Origin of the sequence: Gimesia sp., assembly GCF_040219335.1 — a bacterium.
Classification (GTDB): Bacteria; Planctomycetota; Planctomycetia; order Planctomycetales; family Planctomycetaceae; genus Gimesia.
This window is the reverse complement of record NZ_JAVJSQ010000040.1, coordinates 228,786-248,416: the sequence shown is the minus strand read 5'-3', so window position 1 is coordinate 248,416 and position 19,631 is coordinate 228,786. Positions and strand designations below refer to the sequence as shown.

Here is a 19,631-nt window from a genome sequence, read left to right as displayed (position 1 = left end):
TTGGGGTAACCATTTAATGATAAGCATCCCGGAATGGCACGTTGAGTTCCGCGAACGCCCACCACATCAGGTTTTACAATGGATCCCCGTCTTAAACTGATCTTCAGCGGGCTGGCAATCGTCATCACCTTCATGGCGTTCATCCCCTATATTCGAGGTATTCTCCAAGGGAGAATCAAGCCACACCTGTTTTCCTGGTTGATCTGGGGGATGACCACGCTGATTGTGTTCTTCGCCCAGCTTGATGCGGACGGGGGAACCGGTGCCTGGCCTATCGGCGTTTCAGGAGTGATTACGATCTACATCGCATTTCTCTCCTACGTGAAACGGGGAGACATTTCGATTACCCGCCTCGACCGGCTGTTCTTCAGCGCGGCACTGCTTTCGATCCCCTGCTGGTATTTCACAGCGAATCCCATGTGGGCGGTGATACTGCTGACAACAATCGACCTGCTGGGGTTCGGTCCTACCATCCGCAAAGCCTATGATCATCCCTACGAAGAAAGTCTGCTCTTCATCTTTATGTTCTTCCTCAGGAACACCTTCGCACTCCTGGCCCTGGAATCGTATTCACTGACGACGGTGCTGTTCCCACTATCGATCTGTGTGGTCTGTCTGTTTTTATGCACGCTCATCTCCTATCGTCGTCGCGTGGTCGTGGCGGAGCAGACGCGTTAATGACCGCGGCAGCTCAATCAGACAGTTGAGTCTGGCTGAGAGTGCAGCAGCAGACGTTGCCCCACCAGATAACCCAGTATGCTCGCCAGCAGACCTGTTAACTCGGGAGGGATCGAGAGCAACAGAGCAGACACTGAATCGAGCTGTTCCTCGTCAGTGACCAGTAGTGACGCTGCGATCTGATGGGCTGTCCAGAACAGAGCACCACAACCGATGGAGAGTAGTCCCGGCCATTCGCCACGTGGCTTGAGATAGACGCCGGCTACAAAGGGAACCAGCAGTGCCACCAGTCCCACCGCGAGAGCACTTTCGAGCAGCTCCAGAATCTCTTCGGTCACCAGCGCCAGAGGGAGACTGGCCAGGGCAACGATGACGACACTCAAGCGACTGGTCAGCAGGCGTCGCTGATCGAACCAGTCGATGCGATGCAACAGATTATGCGAGAGCAACGCAGCGGGAGAAAGCATCGCGCTGGTGCAGGTAGACACGACAATCGCCAGCAGCGTGATGACCAGCAGGCAGATTCCCAAGGGGGACAGCAGCAGTTCAGCCAGTGCCAGCAGGACCTGACCGTCACTCCCCTGGGGCAGTTCATCGGGCCAGAGTTGTCGCGAAGCCAGCCCTAGTCCGACGGGCAACAGACCAAACAGAATATACACACAGCCCGCCAGGATGCAGGCCCGCGAGGCGACCGTCCCGCTGCGACTGGCGAATATCCGTTGCATCAGATCCTGTCCTGGCAGATTTCCGAAGATGCCGTTGATCCAGGTTGTCGACCAGCCCAGCAGAGCCAGCAGTCCCGCTTCGGGAAGCAGGGTCCGCAGTTCTGGTGGCGTCCGCTCCCAGGTCGTTTCAATTCCGACCACCACGGAACCCTCACCTACCGAAGCTGCGAAGTTGACGCCCAGCATCACCAGGCTGATCAGCACTACGCAGATCTGGACGGTATCGGTCAGGGTTACCGACCACATTCCCCCGATCATTGTCAGGAAAGTGACAAACAAGGCGGAGATCAGAATTGCGACAGTGGGGTCGACTCCGAAAAAATGAGTGAGGATCGCCGACTGAGCCAGGTACTGAGCCGCGATCCAGGGCAGGTAGCCCAGGGCCTGAACGATACTGGAGATCAGTTCCGTTTTCGGGCCGTACTTCTGCGCGAAGAGATCCCCCACGGTCAGCAGTTTCATCTCCCAGACCCGCCGGGCGAAGAACAAACCAGCCACGATCAGAGCCAGCCCCGAGGCGAACGGATCGAGTATCGTCCCCTGCACGCCCTCCGTTCGTGCCGCTTCACTGGCCCCCAGAACCGTGGCGGCCCCGAACCAGGTTGCCAGCAGCGTCCCCCATGCCAGCCAGAGCGGCAAGCGCCGTCCTGCGACGAGATAATCTTCTTCCGTTTGTACCCTGCCCCCGGCATACAGGCCGAGACCGACCATCAGCAGTACATACAGTGTCAGCAGAATACCAAGCCAGAACGTCATTCAGAGCATTTCCTCAGCAACTGTGATACTTCCAGTAAAACAGATAACTCGCTTGTACTCAGCCCTTTGCTAAATACGAACACCGCATGTTACCGACATTGGCATGAATCTGCGCATGTTGCATTGGGGCAACATGGAATTTTCTGAGAAATGATTCTGAGCATAATCAGGTTAAGGCAGGGTTAATCCACGAAAATACTCCCCCGTCTGCGGACAGCTTTTTCTGGCTTCTTCCGAAACGCTGGATTACCATATATTGCAGCGATTTGAGTGTGCTGTTGCTCTTCTTCAAAACAGTCTGCTCTCTAAGACTTCCTCTAACTCTGTGAGTGCTCCACATGGGTATCTGGAACTTCTTAACCAAGCCGATCAAACTCACTTCTGATAAATTTTACTGGCAGGAACCGCTGGGCATGCGCCTCAGCCTGCGGGGGGATCTCTTGATTCGCCTGGGTGTCGCCTTGACGGTCTGGGCGGCTGTCAGTGGTCTGTTCTGGATTTTATTTGCCTTCAACGTCAAGCCTCCCGAGCTTGGGGTGGCGATGTTTGTCTCGATCTTTATCGGGCTGGGCCCCGCCTGTCTGGCGCTGTTTATGCGCCGGGAGCATGTCTCTGCTTCGATCTGGATCTATGACGATCATCTGATCCGTCAGCGGTCTTATGTCTCACTGGCTCTGATCAGTTCGTGGAAAGAAATCTCTGAATGGCCCAATCCAGCCATCACCCGCGTCATTTTCATCCCGGCCGAGGATCTGGGAAAATCCTTCTCCGTCATGCTGCTCTCGATCGATAAAGAGGTCGAACTGGTCGGCATTCCCTCGAAGATCAGGCTGAAGGAGCTGGCCCGTCACTTCACCGAAGCCGGGATTCCGGTAGAAAAAAGAGATGCGATACCCGCGCGGTATACTCAAGGATTCAGCCCCAGAGTCTTCGCTGCGATGGCAGTATTGGGTGTGCTGCTTTTCAGTGGGGGACTGGCGTTTAATCTCACCAGGGTTCCACGGGCGGGACAACGCATCGCTGTCCGCGAGAACCGGAGACCGCAGATCCCCCGCCCCGAATTCGAACGCCCTGCGATCCCAATACCAGTTCAAGGGAATCCCATCCAGCGAAATCCCAATCCATCATCCCCGCATTCGGAAACAGGCCTGTCCCGGAATCAACCGGTGCTCACGCAGCCCGGGAGTTTCCCGAATCCGATTCCACAAAACATGCCGGAACCGATTGTAAGACGATTCCCTGTCAGACCAGGCGGCCCCCGTTCTCAAGCTGATCCAGTCATTTCCCAAGAATCTCCCAACCCGAATCCGCCACGATCCGTTACCCGCTCAACGCCTGCGACCACGAAAGGGACCGCATCGAAACTGATTGGGAATGCTGAAGGGGGCGGCCCATTCCAGTCAGTGATCCCCGAGGGAAAAACACTGCTCGGATTTGAATGTTCGCTGGGAAGCTGGGCGGGTGAACCGGCTATCCGTAGTCTGACGCCACTATCAGAACCCAAGCCAGCCCGGAGGCGAAATATTACTGTCATGGCGAAAGAGGGCTACGCCGTCGGAGGGATGAAGATCGATGCTCCCAAATATGTGAGCGCCGTTCAAGTCGTCTTCTATCGTCTTACAGATAACGGCCAGCTCGATCCAAACGACAGTTACACCAGCGAGTGGCTGGGTACCCCCTCAGGCAAAGAGGTACCTGTGATCGAGGGAGCAGGCAAACAAGTCATCGGCATCCATGGTCGACGCGGTGCGGTTCTGGATGCATTGGGGCTCGTGTTTGAGTGAGAGCGATGTACTGGTTCTCGAAGTCATAACCAGACCCAAGAATACCAACAGTCTCTGTATTTCCGCCTCCTGTGATTTTGACGGGCTCATGGAATAGCCTACAAACCTGTTCCACATCAGACTTTTCGATCTTACCATGGCCCCCTCGTGTTTGAGGTCATCTTGACAATTCATTTCCGACTCACGATAAACAAGCTGGAATTGTGATACGATTCCCAATTGTCTTTCACGGATGACTAACAAGGTGACTGCCATGAAACCATTTATCGTCTGCTGCATACTCTGTGCACTTCCGATGACCGCCCGGGCGACGGATCGCTATTACTTCGACATTCATGTCCAGTCCCCCTCCGGACACTATCAGGTGGATGCGACTTCCCCCGACAATCAGGGCCCCAATCTGAAAGCCTTTCAGGCTAATTTCACCTACAAATGTGTCGACACGCGAACCGGGAAAACAATTTGGACGCGCAAGCAGCCGATGCGGGAGCCACAACGATTTAACTTCGGCGATTCCTCGTTTGAGATCGCAGTCCCCAATGAGGGCTCTCCCAGAATCATCATCGTCTCTAACCTGGGCGCGGCGGCGATCCTTGCTGCGAATGATAACCTCATTACCATATCTCCACAGGGTCAAAAAACGGGGGAGATTGATTTAGTGAAAGATGCCCTGCAGAAAGAGGAGAGCGAGCGGCTGATGTATCACTCGTGGGGTGGCAGCAACTGGTCCCGTCTGGCTGCCTGGTACTTTTTCGAGCTGCCTGAAGGTGAAATCTTTGTGATTCGTCCCGCCTGGGGACCTCGCATTCTGGTGGATGTTAACAAAGGAAAACTCGTTTCAGGCGATGTCGGTCTGATCGGTCCTGCATTAGAAGCGGAAAAGCAACTGGTGCTGGCCGCCTCTCGTACAAAAATAGAACTTGAAGATCACGAACGGTCGATGCTGGAGGCTGCTTACCTGGCAGGGAGCTTAAATCTGCACGAAGCCATTCCGTTTCTGAAATCACTGGAAACATCCACTTACTCTGAGACCAATTCTGCGCGAGGTCATCCGGATGGCGTGAACTTCAATAATGAAGTTGATCCCTTCCGCTATTGTACGTATGACCTGCGACAGACGGCACAACTCTCACTTCGACGGTTGGGAGTTGCTCCCCGGAATCTGCCTTGTCATGGGTTTATGATCGAAAGAGGAGACGAGGCATTCCCTTTCACCCCGAAAAAGCAGACACAACCACGCCATAAAAACGCAACGCAGGTCAAAACAGGTATGTCTGCCAAAGAAGTGCTCAACACAATCGGCGCCCCCGACTACATAGATGATGACAGCTGGAGCTATGACATGGATGCCGAGGTACCATTCAGCCTGACCCTGACCTTCGATACTTATAACGTGACGGCCATCAAAAAAGAGGCTCCTCTCTGGAAAACCGGACTGGCCCGGGACAAAGCTTTGGCGTTCTAAGTGAGATCAGTTTTTCAGTTTCTGATCGAAGTGGTTTCCATGATGAAATGCATTATTTTACTGGCTGGTTTATTGCTGCTCACTGGATGCTCTTCTGATGAGATGTCATCAAAGATGGCGGCGACAAAGCCGTCTGTTTCTTCTCAAGACTATAGCGTTCTCAGCGAGCCCCCGAACCGCTGCTCGACAAGATGGCTCTGCTGTATGCTCCAGATGATGCAGCCTGGCCTGGCATGGTGGATGAGTTTGTCGAAAACGGACATCCCATCCTGCCTTACGCGATAAAGCAACTTCAGGAAGATGAAAAGATTACGCCGGACTCAGCAAATCAGCTTCTGGACCGGGTCCGTCAATCCCCGGAAGTTCCCGTTGATGCACAACGCATCATCACGCTGCTGGAAGTCGCCTGCTACGCTGATGTCACATGTCACCGTGTCGAATACCCACTCCGAGTCGCGACGCTGGACTACGTCAAATCAAATCTCGATGCACCGGGGACCCAAAACGCCCTGGCCTGGATCCGCGAGTCATACCAGAGCGGCCTCCCTCTGGATGCTCCCGATGATAAAACCGGCGAATTCCACGGGATGCTCGTTAAAGCAATGCGAGGCAGGCTCGTCGCATATGCCAATCAAGTGACAGAAGGGACGAAGGCAGAGCCTGAAAGCAACTAAAAAACGCAGCCACAATGCGGCACAGGTGCTCCTGCACCGCAAAGTGTCTGTTGATTAGCCTTAAGATTTGGGAGTCAAACCGAAGACGCGATCCATGTTGGCTGAGATTTCTTTCAGCCGTGCCAGATCACCGCCGGCAACTTCAGCGGCAGCCCAGCCAGCGTACTTGATTTCCGCCAGGGCTTTGCGGACATCGGCCCAGTCCAGATCGCCTTCGCCGATCTTGGTGAACTTGCCCATTTCGCGGGAGAACCCTTTGAGGTCCAGCTTGATGATCCGTTTGTTTAGCTGACGAATCCAGTCGCCCATGCTGCCGTATTTCCAGTGATTGCCGATATCAAACTGCATACCGACCCAGGGGGAATCGAACTCGTCGATGTACTTCACGAACTTCTCAGCGGTCTGCTTGTGATCGCCTTCGTGGTCGTAGCAGAACTGGTTCCAGACATTCTCAACTGCAATAGGAACTCCCAGCTCTGCAGCCAGCGGGATCGCCTTAGAAATATTGTCAATCGAACGTTTCCAGATTTCTTCTTCCGGACCATCGCTCCCCTTGCCGACGACCAGCAGAACCGTGTTTCCGCCGACGGCATGTGTCTGGCGGAGTGCTTCTTTCAGGCTGTCGAGTGCCTTGGCACGTACTTTGGGATCGGGATCGGTGTGCCGTACATTCCAGTGACCGGCGTTGACAGATCCATCGACGGGCAGTCCGGTCGCTTTGATAGCTGCGTTGACTTCTTTGACATCGATGCCTGGGGTATTTAATTCAATACCATCGAAGCCCGCTTCTTTGGCGAGAGCGAATTTTTCTTCGAGACTGTCCCCGGCCCGAACCATTCCGATCTTCAAGGTTTTATAGAGACGACCGTTGAGATAGCCTTCCTCACTTTTGGCACCTTGCGCCAGCAGAGGATGGGAAGCTGCGGCAGCAGCGGCTAACAGGACAAACTGACGGCGGGAAAGAAAATCGGATGTAGGCATGACAACCCCTTCGGTTATTGCTGTATGATCATGTTGCAGATATTTTCGGCCCCAAAGGCTCCATTTCAAAAGGTGTCTGAGTCCACCTTAATCAATATTGTAACATTCTTTACGAAAACATGGCACTAAGAAAGTGACTGCTTTTCAATGCAGATTGCAAAATTCCTGAGTACTCCTGGTGCCCGGTGGATCTCACGAGGAAACTATTGCCAGCCTGAATTATCTTTATCATGAGAACGTGGTATCCCCTCATACAACTCCAGGGATCTCTTAATCTCTGGTAGTGTATTCGGGAAGCGGTGCACAACTAAACCCTACAGCCCGAAACAGTAGTATTACAAGGTGACCAGTGCCGACGATCATCACGAACGCGTTGCCAAACTGACGTTTGCTGCCGTGTATCCACACTACGTAACCAAAGTGGAGAAGAAAGGTCGGACCAGGGAAGAACTGCACCAGGTAATCCGCTGGTTGACAGGTTTCACTGATAAGGCTTTGCAGAAACACATCAGCGACCAGATCACGTTCAAAGAATTCTTTCAACGCGCGAAGTTAAACCCCAACGCACATCTTATCACAGGTGTGATCTGCGGCTATCGGGTGGAAGAGATAGATAACCCGTTAACGCAGCAGGTCAGGTACCTGGATAAGCTGGTCGATGAACTGGCCAAAGGGAAGAAGATGGAAAAAATCCTGCGATCAGCATGATCGGGGACTCAGCCACTACTCTTCCAGCATGGTGACAGTGCCGGTATCCATGTTATAGATTCCGCCAACGATTTTGATGTCCCCCTGCAGTTCCATTTCTTTAAGAATCGGGCTGTTGGTCCGAATGCGATCAATTGTAGCCAGCACATTCTGTTTGGTGACCATCTTCACGAACTCAGGGTTCTGCCCCGTCTGCTCTCCCTCGTAATCTTTAAAGTGCTCGACGGCTGGTTTGATGTTGGCCAGCATCGAAGTGATATTCCCCAGTTCGACACCGTCAATCGCCCCGCGGATCGCGCCACAACTCTCGTGTCCCAGCACAAAGACGAGTTTGGAACCTGAGACCTTACAGGCGAACTCCATACTGCCCAGGATGTCGGTATTTTCGAAGTTCCCTGCCACTCGCGCCACAAAAATATCGCCGATGCCCCGATCGAAAACGTCTTCCACGGGAATACGCGAATCGAGACAGGAAAGAATCACCGCTTTGGGATACTGCCCCAGAGCCGCCTCACGAACCAGTTTGGAATGATCGCGGGCAGTAAGTGTCCCAGCCACGAAGCGCTGATTTCCCTCTTTGAGCATAGTGAGTACCTGCTCCGGCGTCAGTTGCGCCTGTTCTTCCTGAGTCAGCACCCGGTTCACCAGCGGTTTGACATCGCCGATGGTTTCGGCACCATTTTCTGATGCGTTGCCGGCAGTTGGCTGTTCTTTTGCGCAAGAGGTAAGCAAGACAGTCAAAAGACAACAGGTCAGCAACGGGTTCAGACTCATTCTGAGCATGGGTGTATTCCTGGCAGATAGATAATATGAAATGGTTCGTCTCTGCTTCCCAAAGACAGAGAGATCTTAACAAACTGTAGCAGGAATGAAAGAGCGGTTTCTGAGTCTCAAGCAAGACTTGACATCTCGATCTCGACAGCCACACTATAAACCACGATCCATAGTCAATGTCCGCTAGCCACGATCAGAAAGTTTCTTATGCAACCAACCGTCTATGCCCTGGCGACGATGGACACCAAAGGCGAGGAACTCTGCTTCGTTGCGGATGCAATTCGTCGTGCCGGTGTCGATGTGGTTCTGGTCGATGTCAGCACGCAGGGTCGATCAGAGCGGGCAGATATCTCTGCTGAAACGATTACCGGCTCTCACCCGGGTGGGCCGAAACAGGTACTGGGACACACAGACCGGGGCGCAGCGATTACGGTGATGGCGACGGCACTTGAGCACTGGTTACCCGCCGAAGTCAGTGCAGGCAGGGTTGACGGGGTCATCGCTTTGGGTGGCAGCGGAGGTACGGCGTTGGTTGCTCCGGCGTTTCAGACGCTGCCGGTTGGCTTTCCCAAGCTGATCGTTTCGACGGTGGCCAGTGGAAATACACGACCCTACGTCGGCTTCAGCGATATTACGCTGATGTATTCCGTGGTCGATGTCGCCGGCTTGAATTCCGTTTCACGGCGGGTCTTGAGCAATGCGGCTCACGCGATCGCGGGAATGGTGTCACACCGCACTGAATTCCCGGCAGACCGCCCTGCCCTGGGTCTGACCATGTTCGGTGTGACAACCCCCTGTGTGGACATGGTCCGCGAACTGTTGGAGGCACGCGGCTTTGATCCGCTGGTCTTCCATGCAACGGGCACTGGAGGCCAGGCGATGGAGAAACTCGTGGCCGACGGTTTGATCGAGGGTGTTCTCGATATCACCACTACCGAAGTCGCCGATGAACTTGTAGGAGGCATCATGCCTGGCGGACCACGCCGGTTTGAGGTAATCCTCGAACGGGGGCTCCCCTATGTGCTGAGCCTGGGCGCGCTGGACATGGTCAATTTTGGTGCCCGCGAGACCGTTCCCGCCTCATTTGCCGACCGTCTGTTTCTGATTCATAATCCCCAGGTCACCCTGATGCGAACGACGGCGGAAGAGAACCGGCAATTCGCCCGCTGGATCGCAGAAAAAATCAATCGCTCTACGTCTCCTGTCGAAATCCTGATTCCTGAACAGGGAATTTCGATGCTGGATAAAACAGGCGAAGCGTTCTATGATCCCCAGGCAGACCAGTGTCTGTTCGAGACGCTGGAGCAGGAAATTCAGCAGACCGCAGATCGACGGGTGACGCGGCACGACTGTCACATCAACGACGCCGCGTTTGCCGATGCGCTGGTCTCGGCCTTTGCACGCGTGAGCGGGAATCGCTTTCAATAAAATTGATCATACGAGGAAGTCATCCATGCCGGAATCCAGAACAGCCATCCTGAAACGCCTGCGGGAGAAAGTAGCTGCAGGACTGCCCATCATCGGCGGAGGTGCGGGGACGGGGCTGAGTGCCAAGTGCGAAGAAGCGGGCGGGATCGACCTGATTGTGATCTACAACTCGGGCCGCTATCGGATGGCCGGACGAGGTTCGCTGGCAGGACTGATGCCTTACGGTAATGCCAATGAAATCGTCAAGGATCTGGGGCGGGAAGTTCTGCCTGTCGTCAGTGACACACCGGTGCTGGCGGGAGTGTGTGGTACTGATCCCTTTCTGCTGCGTGACCTGTTCCTTCAGGAACTGCAGGCGATGGGGTTTGCGGGCATTCAGAATTTTCCGACCGTGGGACTGATTGATGGTCAGTTCCGAGCCAATCTCGAAGAGACCGGCATGGGCTTTGACCTGGAGATCGAGTGCATCCGTGCCGCCCACGACCTGGATCTGCTTACCACGCCTTACGCCTTCGATGCCGAGCAGGCACAACAGCTGACCGCCTCCGGGGCCGATATTGTGGTGGCACACATGGGGCTGACCAGTGGTGGTTCGATTGGCGCCACGACGGGAAAAACCCTGGATGACTCGGTCGAATCAATCCGCACGATGGTCGATGCGGCCAAAAGCGAACGCGACGACGTGCTGCTGCTCTGTCACGGTGGGCCAATCGCGATGCCCGACGATGCGCAGTATATCTTTGACCGAGTCGCGGGCATTGACGGATTTTATGGCGCCAGTTCCATGGAACGGCTCCCGACCGAGGTCGCGCTGACTGCACAGGTCCGCCAGTTTGGGGAACTGCGTTTGACTCCCCGATAAACGTCTTATTTCTCTCTCACCTGACCAGAGGATTTGAATATGTATCGCCTGACAGTAATGTATGGACACCCGGAAGACCCTGCGGAATTTGATCGCTATTATCGCGAAGTACACATCCCCCTGGCCAGACAGATCAAAGGGCTCACCGGCTGGACGATCGGCAAATGCCAGTCAGCCGAGGCGGGTAACCCGCCCCCTTACTATCTGATTGTCAGCCTGTATGCGGAATCTGCGACCGCGATGCAGCAGATTCTGGAAAGCCCCGAAGGTCAGGCAACGATCGCTGACGTCCCGAACTTTGCGACCGGCGGTGTGATGTTCATGTATGATGAGGAAGAAGTACTCATTCCTGTGGAGCTCAGTTAATTTGGTTCCAGTAGTTTGAAATAGCGAGAAGACAGGATTCGTGCATGATGACTGCTTTTGAAGATGTGATGTTCAACATTCATGGTGGATTTCGTTGCATTCAGTGCCAGAAGTTTCATTCTATTCGCGATTACAAGCCTTTCTGTTGCTTCTGCGGGGCTAAACAACCTGCAGAAGAGGACATCGAGAAATTGAAGCTTTCCATAGGTCCCTGCTCGGACAAACGACTGACTTACGATCTCGAGGAGATCAAAACGATTCTCCATAAATATCAGGGATTCTCTGTCCGAGTTAATGAATATGGTCTTTCACACAAAACATTGTTACTGGAAATCAAGCTCTCGGATGAGGCATTTGATTCCCTCTATCTGAGTTGTATCGGCACTGATTTTATCAAGACCCCCACAGACTCGTGGAATTCGGAACTAGAGATCGCATGGAGCTCTTATCGAGACAAAACAAAGGTTGTACTTACTGACAAAATCGAGAATTTTCGCATCGAATGCGGCGCAGTCTGGCTTTTCGTTGACAAGGATCTGGACTTATCTGGATCCTCCTGAAGTCGTTTCAATACGATTCTCTTCTCATCTGTTCTGGTTAAGTCGTAAAGTCTGATTCACGCGGCTTGCATTGATTTCCCCTCGTCCCCACACGTATAGTAAAGAGATCATTCACTCCCGGTTTCCACTTGTGAAGGTCTCACCTGATGAACGTCGTATCGCACTTCTTCCGTACACAGTTTCTGCTGCCGCTGCTGCTCCTGAGTCTGTTTCTGCCGACCACGGTTCAGGCAGATCAGTTGCCGAACATCGTTTATATTCTGGCAGATGATCTCGGTTATGGCGATGTGAGCTGTTACAACCCGGAATCGAAGATTACTACCCCACACATCGATCGGCTGGCCACGGAAGGCATGAAATTCACCGACGCCCATACGCCGTCAGCCGTCTGTACGCCAACGCGGTACGGAATTCTGACTGGCCGCTACTGCTGGCGGACGCGGTTGAAATACCGTGTGCTGGATGGCTTTGATCCGCCCCTCATCGAACAGGACCAGACCACGGTCCCGTCCCTGCTCAAAAAAGCGGGATACGACACGGCCTGTGTCGGCAAGTGGCACCTGGGCATGCAGTGGACTGACAAAAACGGTCAGCCGGTGCCTGCGGTTCCCATTGACCGACGTCAGCGTCCCCGTGTGGGAGATGATGTGGATTACACCCAGCCGATTCTCGGCGGACCTTTGGCCAACGGCTTCGACTATTACTTCGGTATCTCGGCATCCCTGAATATGTCTCCTTTCTGTTTCATCAGAAACGATCGCCCCGTGATTCTGCCTACGATTCCTTCGGAACGGATACAGACCGAGTTTCTGTCCGTCGACCAGGGCATGCGCTCACCCGATTTTACAATCCGCAGTGTGATGCCCACCCTGACCGGTGAAGCGGTGCAGTTTATCGAGCGACAGGCGAAGCACTCGCCCGAGCGACCTTTCTTTCTGTATTTCCCGCTGACAGCTCCACACCTGCCACTGGTACCCAACGACGAATTCATAGGCAAAAGTGCTGCGGGCGAATATGGGGATTTTGTGCTTGAGGTGGATGCGACTGTCGGCGCAATTATGGAAGCCCTGCAGCGAAGCGGTAAGGCGGACAACACCCTGTTCATTTTCACTTCAGATAACGGCGGTCTCTATCACTGGTGGACTCCGCAGGAGACCGACGACCTCAAGTACTATAAGCCCAATCATCGGGGGCAGTACGTCAAAGATCGTGGCCATCAGGGAAATGCCCACCTCCGGGGTACGAAGGCTGACATCTGGGAAGGCGGCCACCGCGTTCCCTTCATCGTCCGCTGGCCCGGGCAGACACCTGCCGGGACATCGAATGCCGAACTGGTGGAACTGACCGACCTGCTGGCGACCTGTGCGGCGATCACGGATCAAAAGCTGCCGGCCGGTGAGGGAGAAGACAGCGTCAACATTCTGCCCGCCCTGCTGGGTAAAGAGCTTAAGCAGCCGCTACGCGATTACGCGATTCATCACTCACTGTGGGGCCATTTTTCGGTTCGCCAGGGTCCCTGGAAAATGGTTCCCAAACGGGGCTCCGGCGGCTTCACCCGCGCCCGCGAAGTCGAGCCCCAACCGGGCGAACCAACGGGGCAACTCTACAATCTGAAACAGGATCCCTCAGAGACAAAGAATGTCTGGCAGGAACACCCCGAAGTCGTTGAGCGGCTCTCAAAGATCCTGAAACAGGTTCAGGGAGATGACAAGTAACGTTTTCTGACTTTTTTCTCAGCTAATGTCGAAACGTCTGTGTCCCGTTCGACTACCTGATAGAACGGGGCGAGGGCGTCCCGTCTGAGCCAACAATCTTAACCGGGAGATTCTGAGATGTCAGACAACTCTGTCAGACTGCACCGTGTTTTGCGTACCACACCAGAGAAACTGTACCGCTCCTTTCTGGAGCCGGAAGCCTTTGCCCGCTGGCTGCCACCAAACGGTTTCACTGCCAGAGTTTACGAAATGACTCCGGAAGAAGGGGGCAACTTCAGGATGTCGTTCACCAATTTCACTACCGGTAACGGACACAGCTTTAGCGGCACTTATCTTGAGCTGAAACCCCATTCCAGAATCTGCTACACGACGAAGTTTGACGATCCCGGACTCCCCGGTGAGATGAAAAACACCATCGATATCCAACAGGTCTCCTGCGGCACCGAAATCCGGATTCTGCAGGAAGGAATTCCCGAAGTGATTCCCACTGAAGGCTGCTACCTGGGCTGGCAGGAATCACTGTGCCACCTGGCCCGACTGGTGGAGCCGGAGATCCCGGAGTAATCCGGGCCCCTGTCCTAATCAGTTTCCGGTTTCAGACGCAGATTGAAGGTCAGGTTGTCCGGGTATATCCAGGATTTGTCCGGGGGAATCAGTTTCACTTTCCCGTGCAGTGTCTGAAACCCCGGGTAGGAAACGGTGAGGTCATATGTGCCCGGGTCTCCCACAAAACTCTGGCGTTCAAACTGTTCGATGTGGCGAGAGATCGTACCTGAGCTACTTTTCAGTTGGATCTGACAACCGGGTAACGGGACTCCTGCCTGAGTAAAGACATTGATGGTTCGAAACCCGAGATTTGACTCTGATTTTTTGAATAGTTCGGAAGTCAGAGTCACGGTTTTCTGTTCATTCTCCTTAAGAGTGAACTGCAGCAGTTTTTTCGATTCGCGAATGTCGACCCGCGTCAGATAGTAGTCTCCTGCAGGCAGGTGCCTGGCGACATATTCTCCTGCTTCAAAGGAGGAGATCCTTGTCAGCAACCGCTGGTCTTTGCTCCACAGTTTGAGTCGTAACGGTTCATTGGCCTGCATCAGTTCCTGATCCAGCTTGAAATGAATTGTCGCCGTCCCCTCGGGAATGGGCAGCGTGAGCTGACTATTCAGATTCTCCTTCGTGACATGCACCTTCTGGTAAACAGAGGGGTACCCGGAACGAGATGCGATAATGACATAATCTCGCGTTGTCACCTGTTTGAAGACAAATGGTGCACTGCTGTTTGTCCGCGGCACCAGATTACCTGCCCTCAAGCTTGCGGTCCACACAGGATGATAATTAAACAACCCCAGTCGCATGTCATCCAGTGTTTCTGGCTGACAATTCACTGTCAGTTGACCAACCTGCGTCTCCAGAGTCCCCAGATCCTGATCGTCTGAAATTAATTCTAACGATCTGACCGGCACCCAATCATTATTCACATTGGGTACTTCATAATACAGAGTTCGCTGACCAGGCCCCGCGCCGAAGAAGTGAAACATCCCTTCGCTGTCGGTGTTGGTATAGGCCCGAAATATGCCAAAATTCGGATTCTCACCAGCCAGGAGGATGCGTGTATTCGCTAAAGGTTTTCCGTTGACTATCAGTCGGCCCGTCAATTCGGGTCTTCCCCCCAGGTTGAGTGTGCTGGTTTTGCCATTTTGAGGCAGAACGGCCTGACGCACGACGCCTAGAGAGTTCCATTCATATTTCCTAACGACATAACAGATCTGATTGGGGAGATGAGAAACCGAATAGCGACCTTCTTCATCCGTGATCACGGTGGCCAGTAGCCCGGCTTTGCGGGCGGCATCACCGTTATAGCCATATCGGTCATGGAAGAAGAGCGTGACATTCGGTTGTGGTTTTCCGTTATCGCCTGTGACGAGTCCCTGCACGGTTCCGCCTTCTGTGAGAGTGACTTCCACGTTCGGGAGCGGACTGGCTGCCAGATCGATGTCTTTCAGAATCGCATAGTCGTAGTCCGGATGAGTCACTTTCAGCGATTCCTTCCCCGGAGCCAGATGCGGGATCGAAAACTTCCCGTCAACGGTTTTCACGGCGTCACTGTCGGTTGTGAATTGATCCAGCGTGTTCCACATGACGCCCCGGGACAGAGACAGCGGAATCACGGTCGCCCCATCGACGGGCTGCCCCTGTGCATTGACAACGGTTCCGGTCAGCGTGACTCCCCTGGTTAGTTTGATCTGAATCGGCTTTCCCTGAATTTGATCGGTATTCACAGACTCACTGAGCGCACGGGCATAGCCGTCTGCAGCGACTTCGATCCGGTAGATACCCGGACCATTGACTGCGACTTTAAATTCCCCGCTGCTCTGATCCACATCCTGCCAGCGCGGTTCCTGCCCATAATGCGCACCGCGAAGCGTCTTCAGTTTAATGGCCCGTACCCGGAATTTGCTGATCGGCTGATTTGTATCGTCGGCCAGAACCGTACCACTGATCTGCGGTTTGCCGGTCACGACGACATTCAGTTGAAAATCATTGGCGGGGGCAAATACCGTGTAGTCGCCTTTCAATTGAATCTCTGTTGAAAGGAGACTGAGTTCATATTTTCCTCGCTGAATGGGATCGAACTTAAACTCTGTCTGGCCAGGTTGGATCTCGGCAGACGCTTCGTTGTACCCATCAGTGGAATATGCAATGAGCAGGAAGGGCCTGGAAGCCTTTTTCAGATCGCCGGTATAGCTGATCTTTCCTGAGAGTGTGACCATCGAAGCGGGAGAAGGGAGATTCAGTTTCAGATCAAGTGGCTGTTCCCGATTGAGCAGATAAGTACCGGTGAGGACAGGTTTCCCCCCCACTCCGGGAACCGCGACCATTACGTTATAAACGCCGGCTACAATATGGGGGAGTGTGAATCTTCCCGCCTCACTGATTCGATAACCGGGGGGATGTCCGCTGAATTCCCACCACTGAGGCAGCGCATTGATTTTTAATCCGACCGGAATTTTCCCGTCCGCATAGACTATTTTGCCGTCAACTGCTTCTCCCTCCCTGAGCACAATCTTCCGTGTGACGATTTGATCCGGATCGTCCACTTGAAGCGTCAGTTTCTCCAAAGCGTGGTCGGGTGAAGCGATTCCTATCAGATATTTTTCCCGGGAAGGCTTCAGACCGAGTGTCACCTCTCCCGACTGATCGGTTGTGACAGCCCGAGCAGTGAACCCTCGCGAATCATTCATCAATTTACGGTATACGATGGCCCCGGGAACAGGTTTGCCTTGTTCATTGACGGTTTGAATGCGTAACTGACAGGCGCGTTCGAGTGTGATATTTTTCACCAGCCGTTGATCTGCCGCCAGGTCGACCCGCGGACGATCCGCGAGACGCTCAAGTCCCACCCAACGCTGCGACAAAATCATGATGCGGTGTGGTCCAGGTTTTGTGATTTCGGAAAAGTGATAGTTTCCCTCTTTGTCCGTGCTCGTTTTTAACACATGTCCGCCAGACTTGGGTATCAGAAGAACTTGCGCATCGGTGACGGGCGCACCGGCTTGATCGGTCACTCGTCCACTTAACACATATTGTGATGAGGATTTCTCCTCTCGTGGTTTTGTCTGTCTGGCCGGTGGACTCTGATTAAGAAATTGAGCTTTATCCGACAGTTGCTGCTCGGATTCATGATCCGCACTCTCTTGCCTGTCGACTGCTGCGTGTGTTTCTTTCAGTCGAGACATCGGCAGGAGAAGCACTCCGGCAAATAGAATCAGCAGTAAACTGACCAGCCCCAGCCGGGCAGACCGCGGGATGGGCCGGGTGATCATGCGTCGAATCCGCTGCGTCAGCGATTTACGGGATTCGAGGATCCCCAGCAGCTGCAGCCGTGGGCTCTCGACAGCAGGCGTCAGAGCAGCGATGTCGAGCAGTGTTGCGGAATAGTGTGACGGCTGCTCATTCAGTGTGACAAGCACTGTTTCATCCACGGCCTGCTCCCGCAGACGCTTGAGCATTACGTGCGTCAGCCAGACCAGAGGATGATAAAAATACAGAATCAACAGCAGAGTCTGCAGACAGTTGACCTGTAAGTCAAAGCGTTTCCAGTGAGCCAGCTCGTGGATAAAGATCTGGCGATACTGTTCCGGGGTGAGCTTTTCGAGTAGATGCCGAGGAAGAATGATCGTCGCCCGCCAGAATCCGCAGATCGCCGGACTTCCTGTTTCCTCCGATACTTTTAACTTCACTGAATCTGGTTTCATTCCCAGCAGTAAGACACACTCATTCAACCGGGATACCAGCCCTGCACCAGCGGATTCAGCCTGAAGCGTGAGTTTTCTAACGCGTCCCGTACGCCAGAGCACACTGGCAGAGAGCATCGTTACCGCTGAGAGCCAGATCAACAGCAGGATCGCAGACGCTTGCAGAGCAGGCAGAGCTGCTGGCTCTGCAGGCGACTCAACTTCCGAATCAGGCACAGCCAACATTGAGTCAGAGGGGAGACCAGTTGGAGGCAGTTGGGGCGACTGTGGATGAGATTGCAGGAATGGCTCTGTCAAAGATGGCTGTACAAGGGGATCTGTTCCTGTCTGTATGCCCTCTGGCGTATTGGCTGCAAGGGGCATCGCCAGCTCAGATTCAGTGTTCTGCACGACGGCTTCCGTGGGAATCCAGTCAGCAAACCAGCTGGCGATACTGACAGGAGAATAGAGGCTGACCGGTAAGATCAGTTTGAGCAGAACCAGCGACCAGAGCCAGTAGCGGGTCACAGCGCGGGCATGATACCGGAGAAACAGATCGAGGAGCAGAATCACGAGTACCAGCAGACTGGCCTGGAGGAACATGCTCCTGCTGAAATTCCAGAACATTTCGCCGGACTGATTGAGAAGTTCGATTACTCCGTTCCCTGAGACAGCCATGCTCCGCCCTCCCCATTAGAATAAGTTACTTACTTCGTCTTTTTCCCTGCCTGCTTAATAAACTCGCGCAGTTGCTGAATTTCATCGGGTGAGAGTTCCTCTTCTTCAACAATGAACTGCAACAGCGGTGATAAAGCACCATTGAAGGCGCGGCGCAAGAGGCGTTTCAATTCTCCCCGTTTGGCTTTATCGGGGCTGATCGCTGAGCTGAAGAGATTCAGATTGCGGATTGCTTTGCGGGTCAACAGCCCCTTGGTCACCATCCGGTCCATCGTGGTTTTGACCGTACTGTAGGCCCAGCCCTGCGAATCTGCTAACGCTTCCTGTACGGTCCCCGCTGCACAAGGCTCCTGTTCCCAGACGACATTCATGATGACCCACTCCACATCAGTCATCGCCTGCGCTGGCAGATCAGATTTTGTTTTTTTCGCCATGTGAATCTCCCTGTTCTACATTCGCCGACGTTACACTACATTTGTAGTGCCGTCAAGTCCCTGTCTGCAGATTTATGCAATCTCAGCTTCAGACAAGGAATTTTAAGCCGCGTGCAGACTGTGATTCTTCCTTCATTTTCTCAACAGCATTTCCAGTTAACTCCTGTTCTGATTTAATGTAAGAACCCGGATAGCGATGTGTGTCTCAGATCATTCAGGCTTGCAATACAATTTCCTCTTTTTTTAATTACATAGAACAGAAGTCATGACTCCGCCGACTGATCGCTGGTTATCGCTCCCTCTCAATGAGATTCAGCATTCGCTGGGAGAGTTCACGGGCTGGGTCCTCTGTGGCGGCCGTTCGCTGGACTGGCTGTTGGGAACAGAGACTCGCCCCCACGGCGATACCGATCTGGGTGTGTTCCGCTCAGAACTGGCGGACTGCCTGCGTTCTCTTGATCAGCGGCGCGTTTATCTTTGTGATCCCCCCGGCCAACTCGTTGCCTGGGAAGGGGAGCCTGTGCCGGAGCATGTGCATGACATCTGGATCACCACTCCGGACTTGAGTCACTGGGAAATCCAGTTGATGGTCTACGATGACAATGACGACTCGGTGAGTTACCGCCGGGATTCGAGAATTCACTGGCCCCGGGAGGCGCATGCGATTACAGTACGTAAGATCAGGATACTGAATCCGCTGATCACCCTGCTATACAAGCTGCATCGGCGTGAACTTCAGGAGAAGGACTGTCGGGACGTGGCGAACCTGATTACCGGATTTGCCAACCAGCGTCTGCAGTCGGACTGACTG

17 protein-coding genes are annotated in these 19,631 nt (G+C 53.7%); 12 read left to right on the top strand and 5 right to left on the bottom strand.

Going from position 1 to position 19,631, the window contains the following annotated elements; all coding sequences use genetic code 11:
- Positions 1-78: 78 nt before the first annotated feature.
- Positions 79-678: a hypothetical protein gene (locus RID21_RS29380; RefSeq protein ID WP_350195206.1), complete on the top strand. Its 600-nt coding sequence runs from the start codon at positions 79-81 to the stop codon at positions 676-678.
- 17 nt (positions 679-695) lie between these two features.
- Here the strand turns inward: RID21_RS29380 and RID21_RS29375 are convergent, their stop codons facing one another.
- Positions 696-2,159, bottom strand: coding sequence for a high affinity choline transporter 1 (locus RID21_RS29375; RefSeq protein WP_350195204.1), 1,464 nt, complete (start codon positions 2,157-2,159; stop codon positions 696-698).
- Positions 2,160-2,497: 338 nt separating this feature from the next.
- On the opposite strand from RID21_RS29375, the gene RID21_RS29370 reads away from it, so the two are divergent.
- The 3 genes from RID21_RS29370 (at position 2,498) to RID21_RS29360 (ending at position 6,082) form a co-directional block, all read left to right on the top strand.
- Complete coding sequence (locus RID21_RS29370) at positions 2,498-3,943, top strand: jacalin family lectin (protein WP_350195202.1); 1,446 nt, start codon at positions 2,498-2,500, stop codon at positions 3,941-3,943.
- A 253-nt stretch (positions 3,944-4,196) separates the two neighbouring features.
- Complete coding sequence (locus RID21_RS29365) at positions 4,197-5,408, top strand: hypothetical protein (protein ID WP_350195200.1); 1,212 nt, start codon at positions 4,197-4,199, stop codon at positions 5,406-5,408.
- Between the two features lie 191 nt (positions 5,409-5,599).
- On the top strand, positions 5,600-6,082 hold the full coding sequence (locus tag RID21_RS29360; RefSeq protein WP_350195198.1) for a hypothetical protein: 483 nt from the start codon (positions 5,600-5,602) through the stop codon (positions 6,080-6,082).
- 60 nt (positions 6,083-6,142) lie between these two features.
- On the opposite strand, the gene RID21_RS29355 is transcribed toward RID21_RS29360, so the two are convergent.
- The gene (locus tag RID21_RS29355) at positions 6,143-7,063 is read right to left on the bottom strand and encodes a sugar phosphate isomerase/epimerase family protein (RefSeq protein WP_145441321.1); all 921 of its coding nucleotides are present in this window, start codon (positions 7,061-7,063) and stop codon (positions 6,143-6,145) included.
- Between the two features lie 342 nt (positions 7,064-7,405).
- Between RID21_RS29355 and RID21_RS29350 the strand changes: the two genes are divergently transcribed.
- Entirely contained in the window at positions 7,406-7,771 is a 366-nt protein-coding gene (locus RID21_RS29350; protein WP_350195196.1) for a DUF2200 domain-containing protein, read from the top strand.
- Between the two features lie 15 nt (positions 7,772-7,786).
- Here RID21_RS29350 and RID21_RS29345 read toward each other — a convergent pair whose 3' ends face one another.
- On the bottom strand, positions 7,787-8,554 hold the full coding sequence (locus tag RID21_RS29345) for a carbonic anhydrase family protein (RefSeq protein WP_350195194.1): 768 nt from the start codon (positions 8,552-8,554) through the stop codon (positions 7,787-7,789).
- A 198-nt stretch (positions 8,555-8,752) separates the two neighbouring features.
- Here RID21_RS29345 and RID21_RS29340 point away from each other — a divergent pair, with 198 nt between their 5' ends.
- The 6 genes from RID21_RS29340 to RID21_RS29315 all read left to right on the top strand — a co-directional run bounded on the left by RID21_RS29340 (position 8,753) and on the right by RID21_RS29315 (position 14,040).
- Positions 8,753-9,973, top strand: a complete 1,221-nt coding sequence (locus RID21_RS29340; protein ID WP_350195192.1) for a Tm-1-like ATP-binding domain-containing protein — start codon at positions 8,753-8,755, stop codon at positions 9,971-9,973.
- A gap of 25 nt (positions 9,974-9,998) precedes the next feature.
- Positions 9,999-10,835 (top strand): phosphoenolpyruvate hydrolase family protein, encoded by an 837-nt coding sequence (locus tag RID21_RS29335; protein WP_350195190.1) that lies wholly within the window; start codon positions 9,999-10,001, stop codon positions 10,833-10,835.
- 39 nt (positions 10,836-10,874) lie between these two features.
- Positions 10,875-11,201: an EthD family reductase gene (locus RID21_RS29330; protein WP_350195188.1), complete on the top strand. Its 327-nt coding sequence runs from the start codon at positions 10,875-10,877 to the stop codon at positions 11,199-11,201.
- Positions 11,202-11,245: 44 nt separating this feature from the next.
- Positions 11,246-11,761, top strand: coding sequence for a hypothetical protein (locus RID21_RS29325; RefSeq protein ID WP_350195186.1), 516 nt, complete (start codon positions 11,246-11,248; stop codon positions 11,759-11,761).
- 146 nt (positions 11,762-11,907) lie between these two features.
- Positions 11,908-13,476 (top strand): sulfatase family protein, encoded by a 1,569-nt coding sequence (locus RID21_RS29320; RefSeq protein ID WP_350195184.1) that lies wholly within the window; start codon positions 11,908-11,910, stop codon positions 13,474-13,476.
- Between the two features lie 117 nt (positions 13,477-13,593).
- Positions 13,594-14,040 carry an SRPBCC family protein gene (locus tag RID21_RS29315; protein WP_350195182.1) on the top strand — a complete coding sequence of 149 codons (447 nt, stop codon included), beginning with the start codon at positions 13,594-13,596 and terminating at the stop codon, positions 14,038-14,040.
- 14 nt (positions 14,041-14,054) lie between these two features.
- Here RID21_RS29315 and RID21_RS29310 read toward each other — a convergent pair whose 3' ends face one another.
- Positions 14,055-18,386, bottom strand: coding sequence for a carboxypeptidase regulatory-like domain-containing protein (locus tag RID21_RS29310; RefSeq protein WP_350195180.1), 4,332 nt, complete (start codon positions 18,384-18,386; stop codon positions 14,055-14,057).
- Positions 18,387-18,415: 29 nt separating this feature from the next.
- Positions 18,416-18,820 carry a BlaI/MecI/CopY family transcriptional regulator gene (locus RID21_RS29305; protein ID WP_350195178.1) on the bottom strand — a complete coding sequence of 135 codons (405 nt, stop codon included), beginning with the start codon at positions 18,818-18,820 and terminating at the stop codon, positions 18,416-18,418.
- Between the two features lie 265 nt (positions 18,821-19,085).
- On the opposite strand from RID21_RS29305, the gene RID21_RS29300 reads away from it, so the two are divergent.
- The gene (locus tag RID21_RS29300; RefSeq protein WP_350195176.1) at positions 19,086-19,628 is read left to right on the top strand and encodes a hypothetical protein; all 543 of its coding nucleotides are present in this window, start codon (positions 19,086-19,088) and stop codon (positions 19,626-19,628) included.
- Positions 19,629-19,631: the final 3 nt, after the last annotated feature.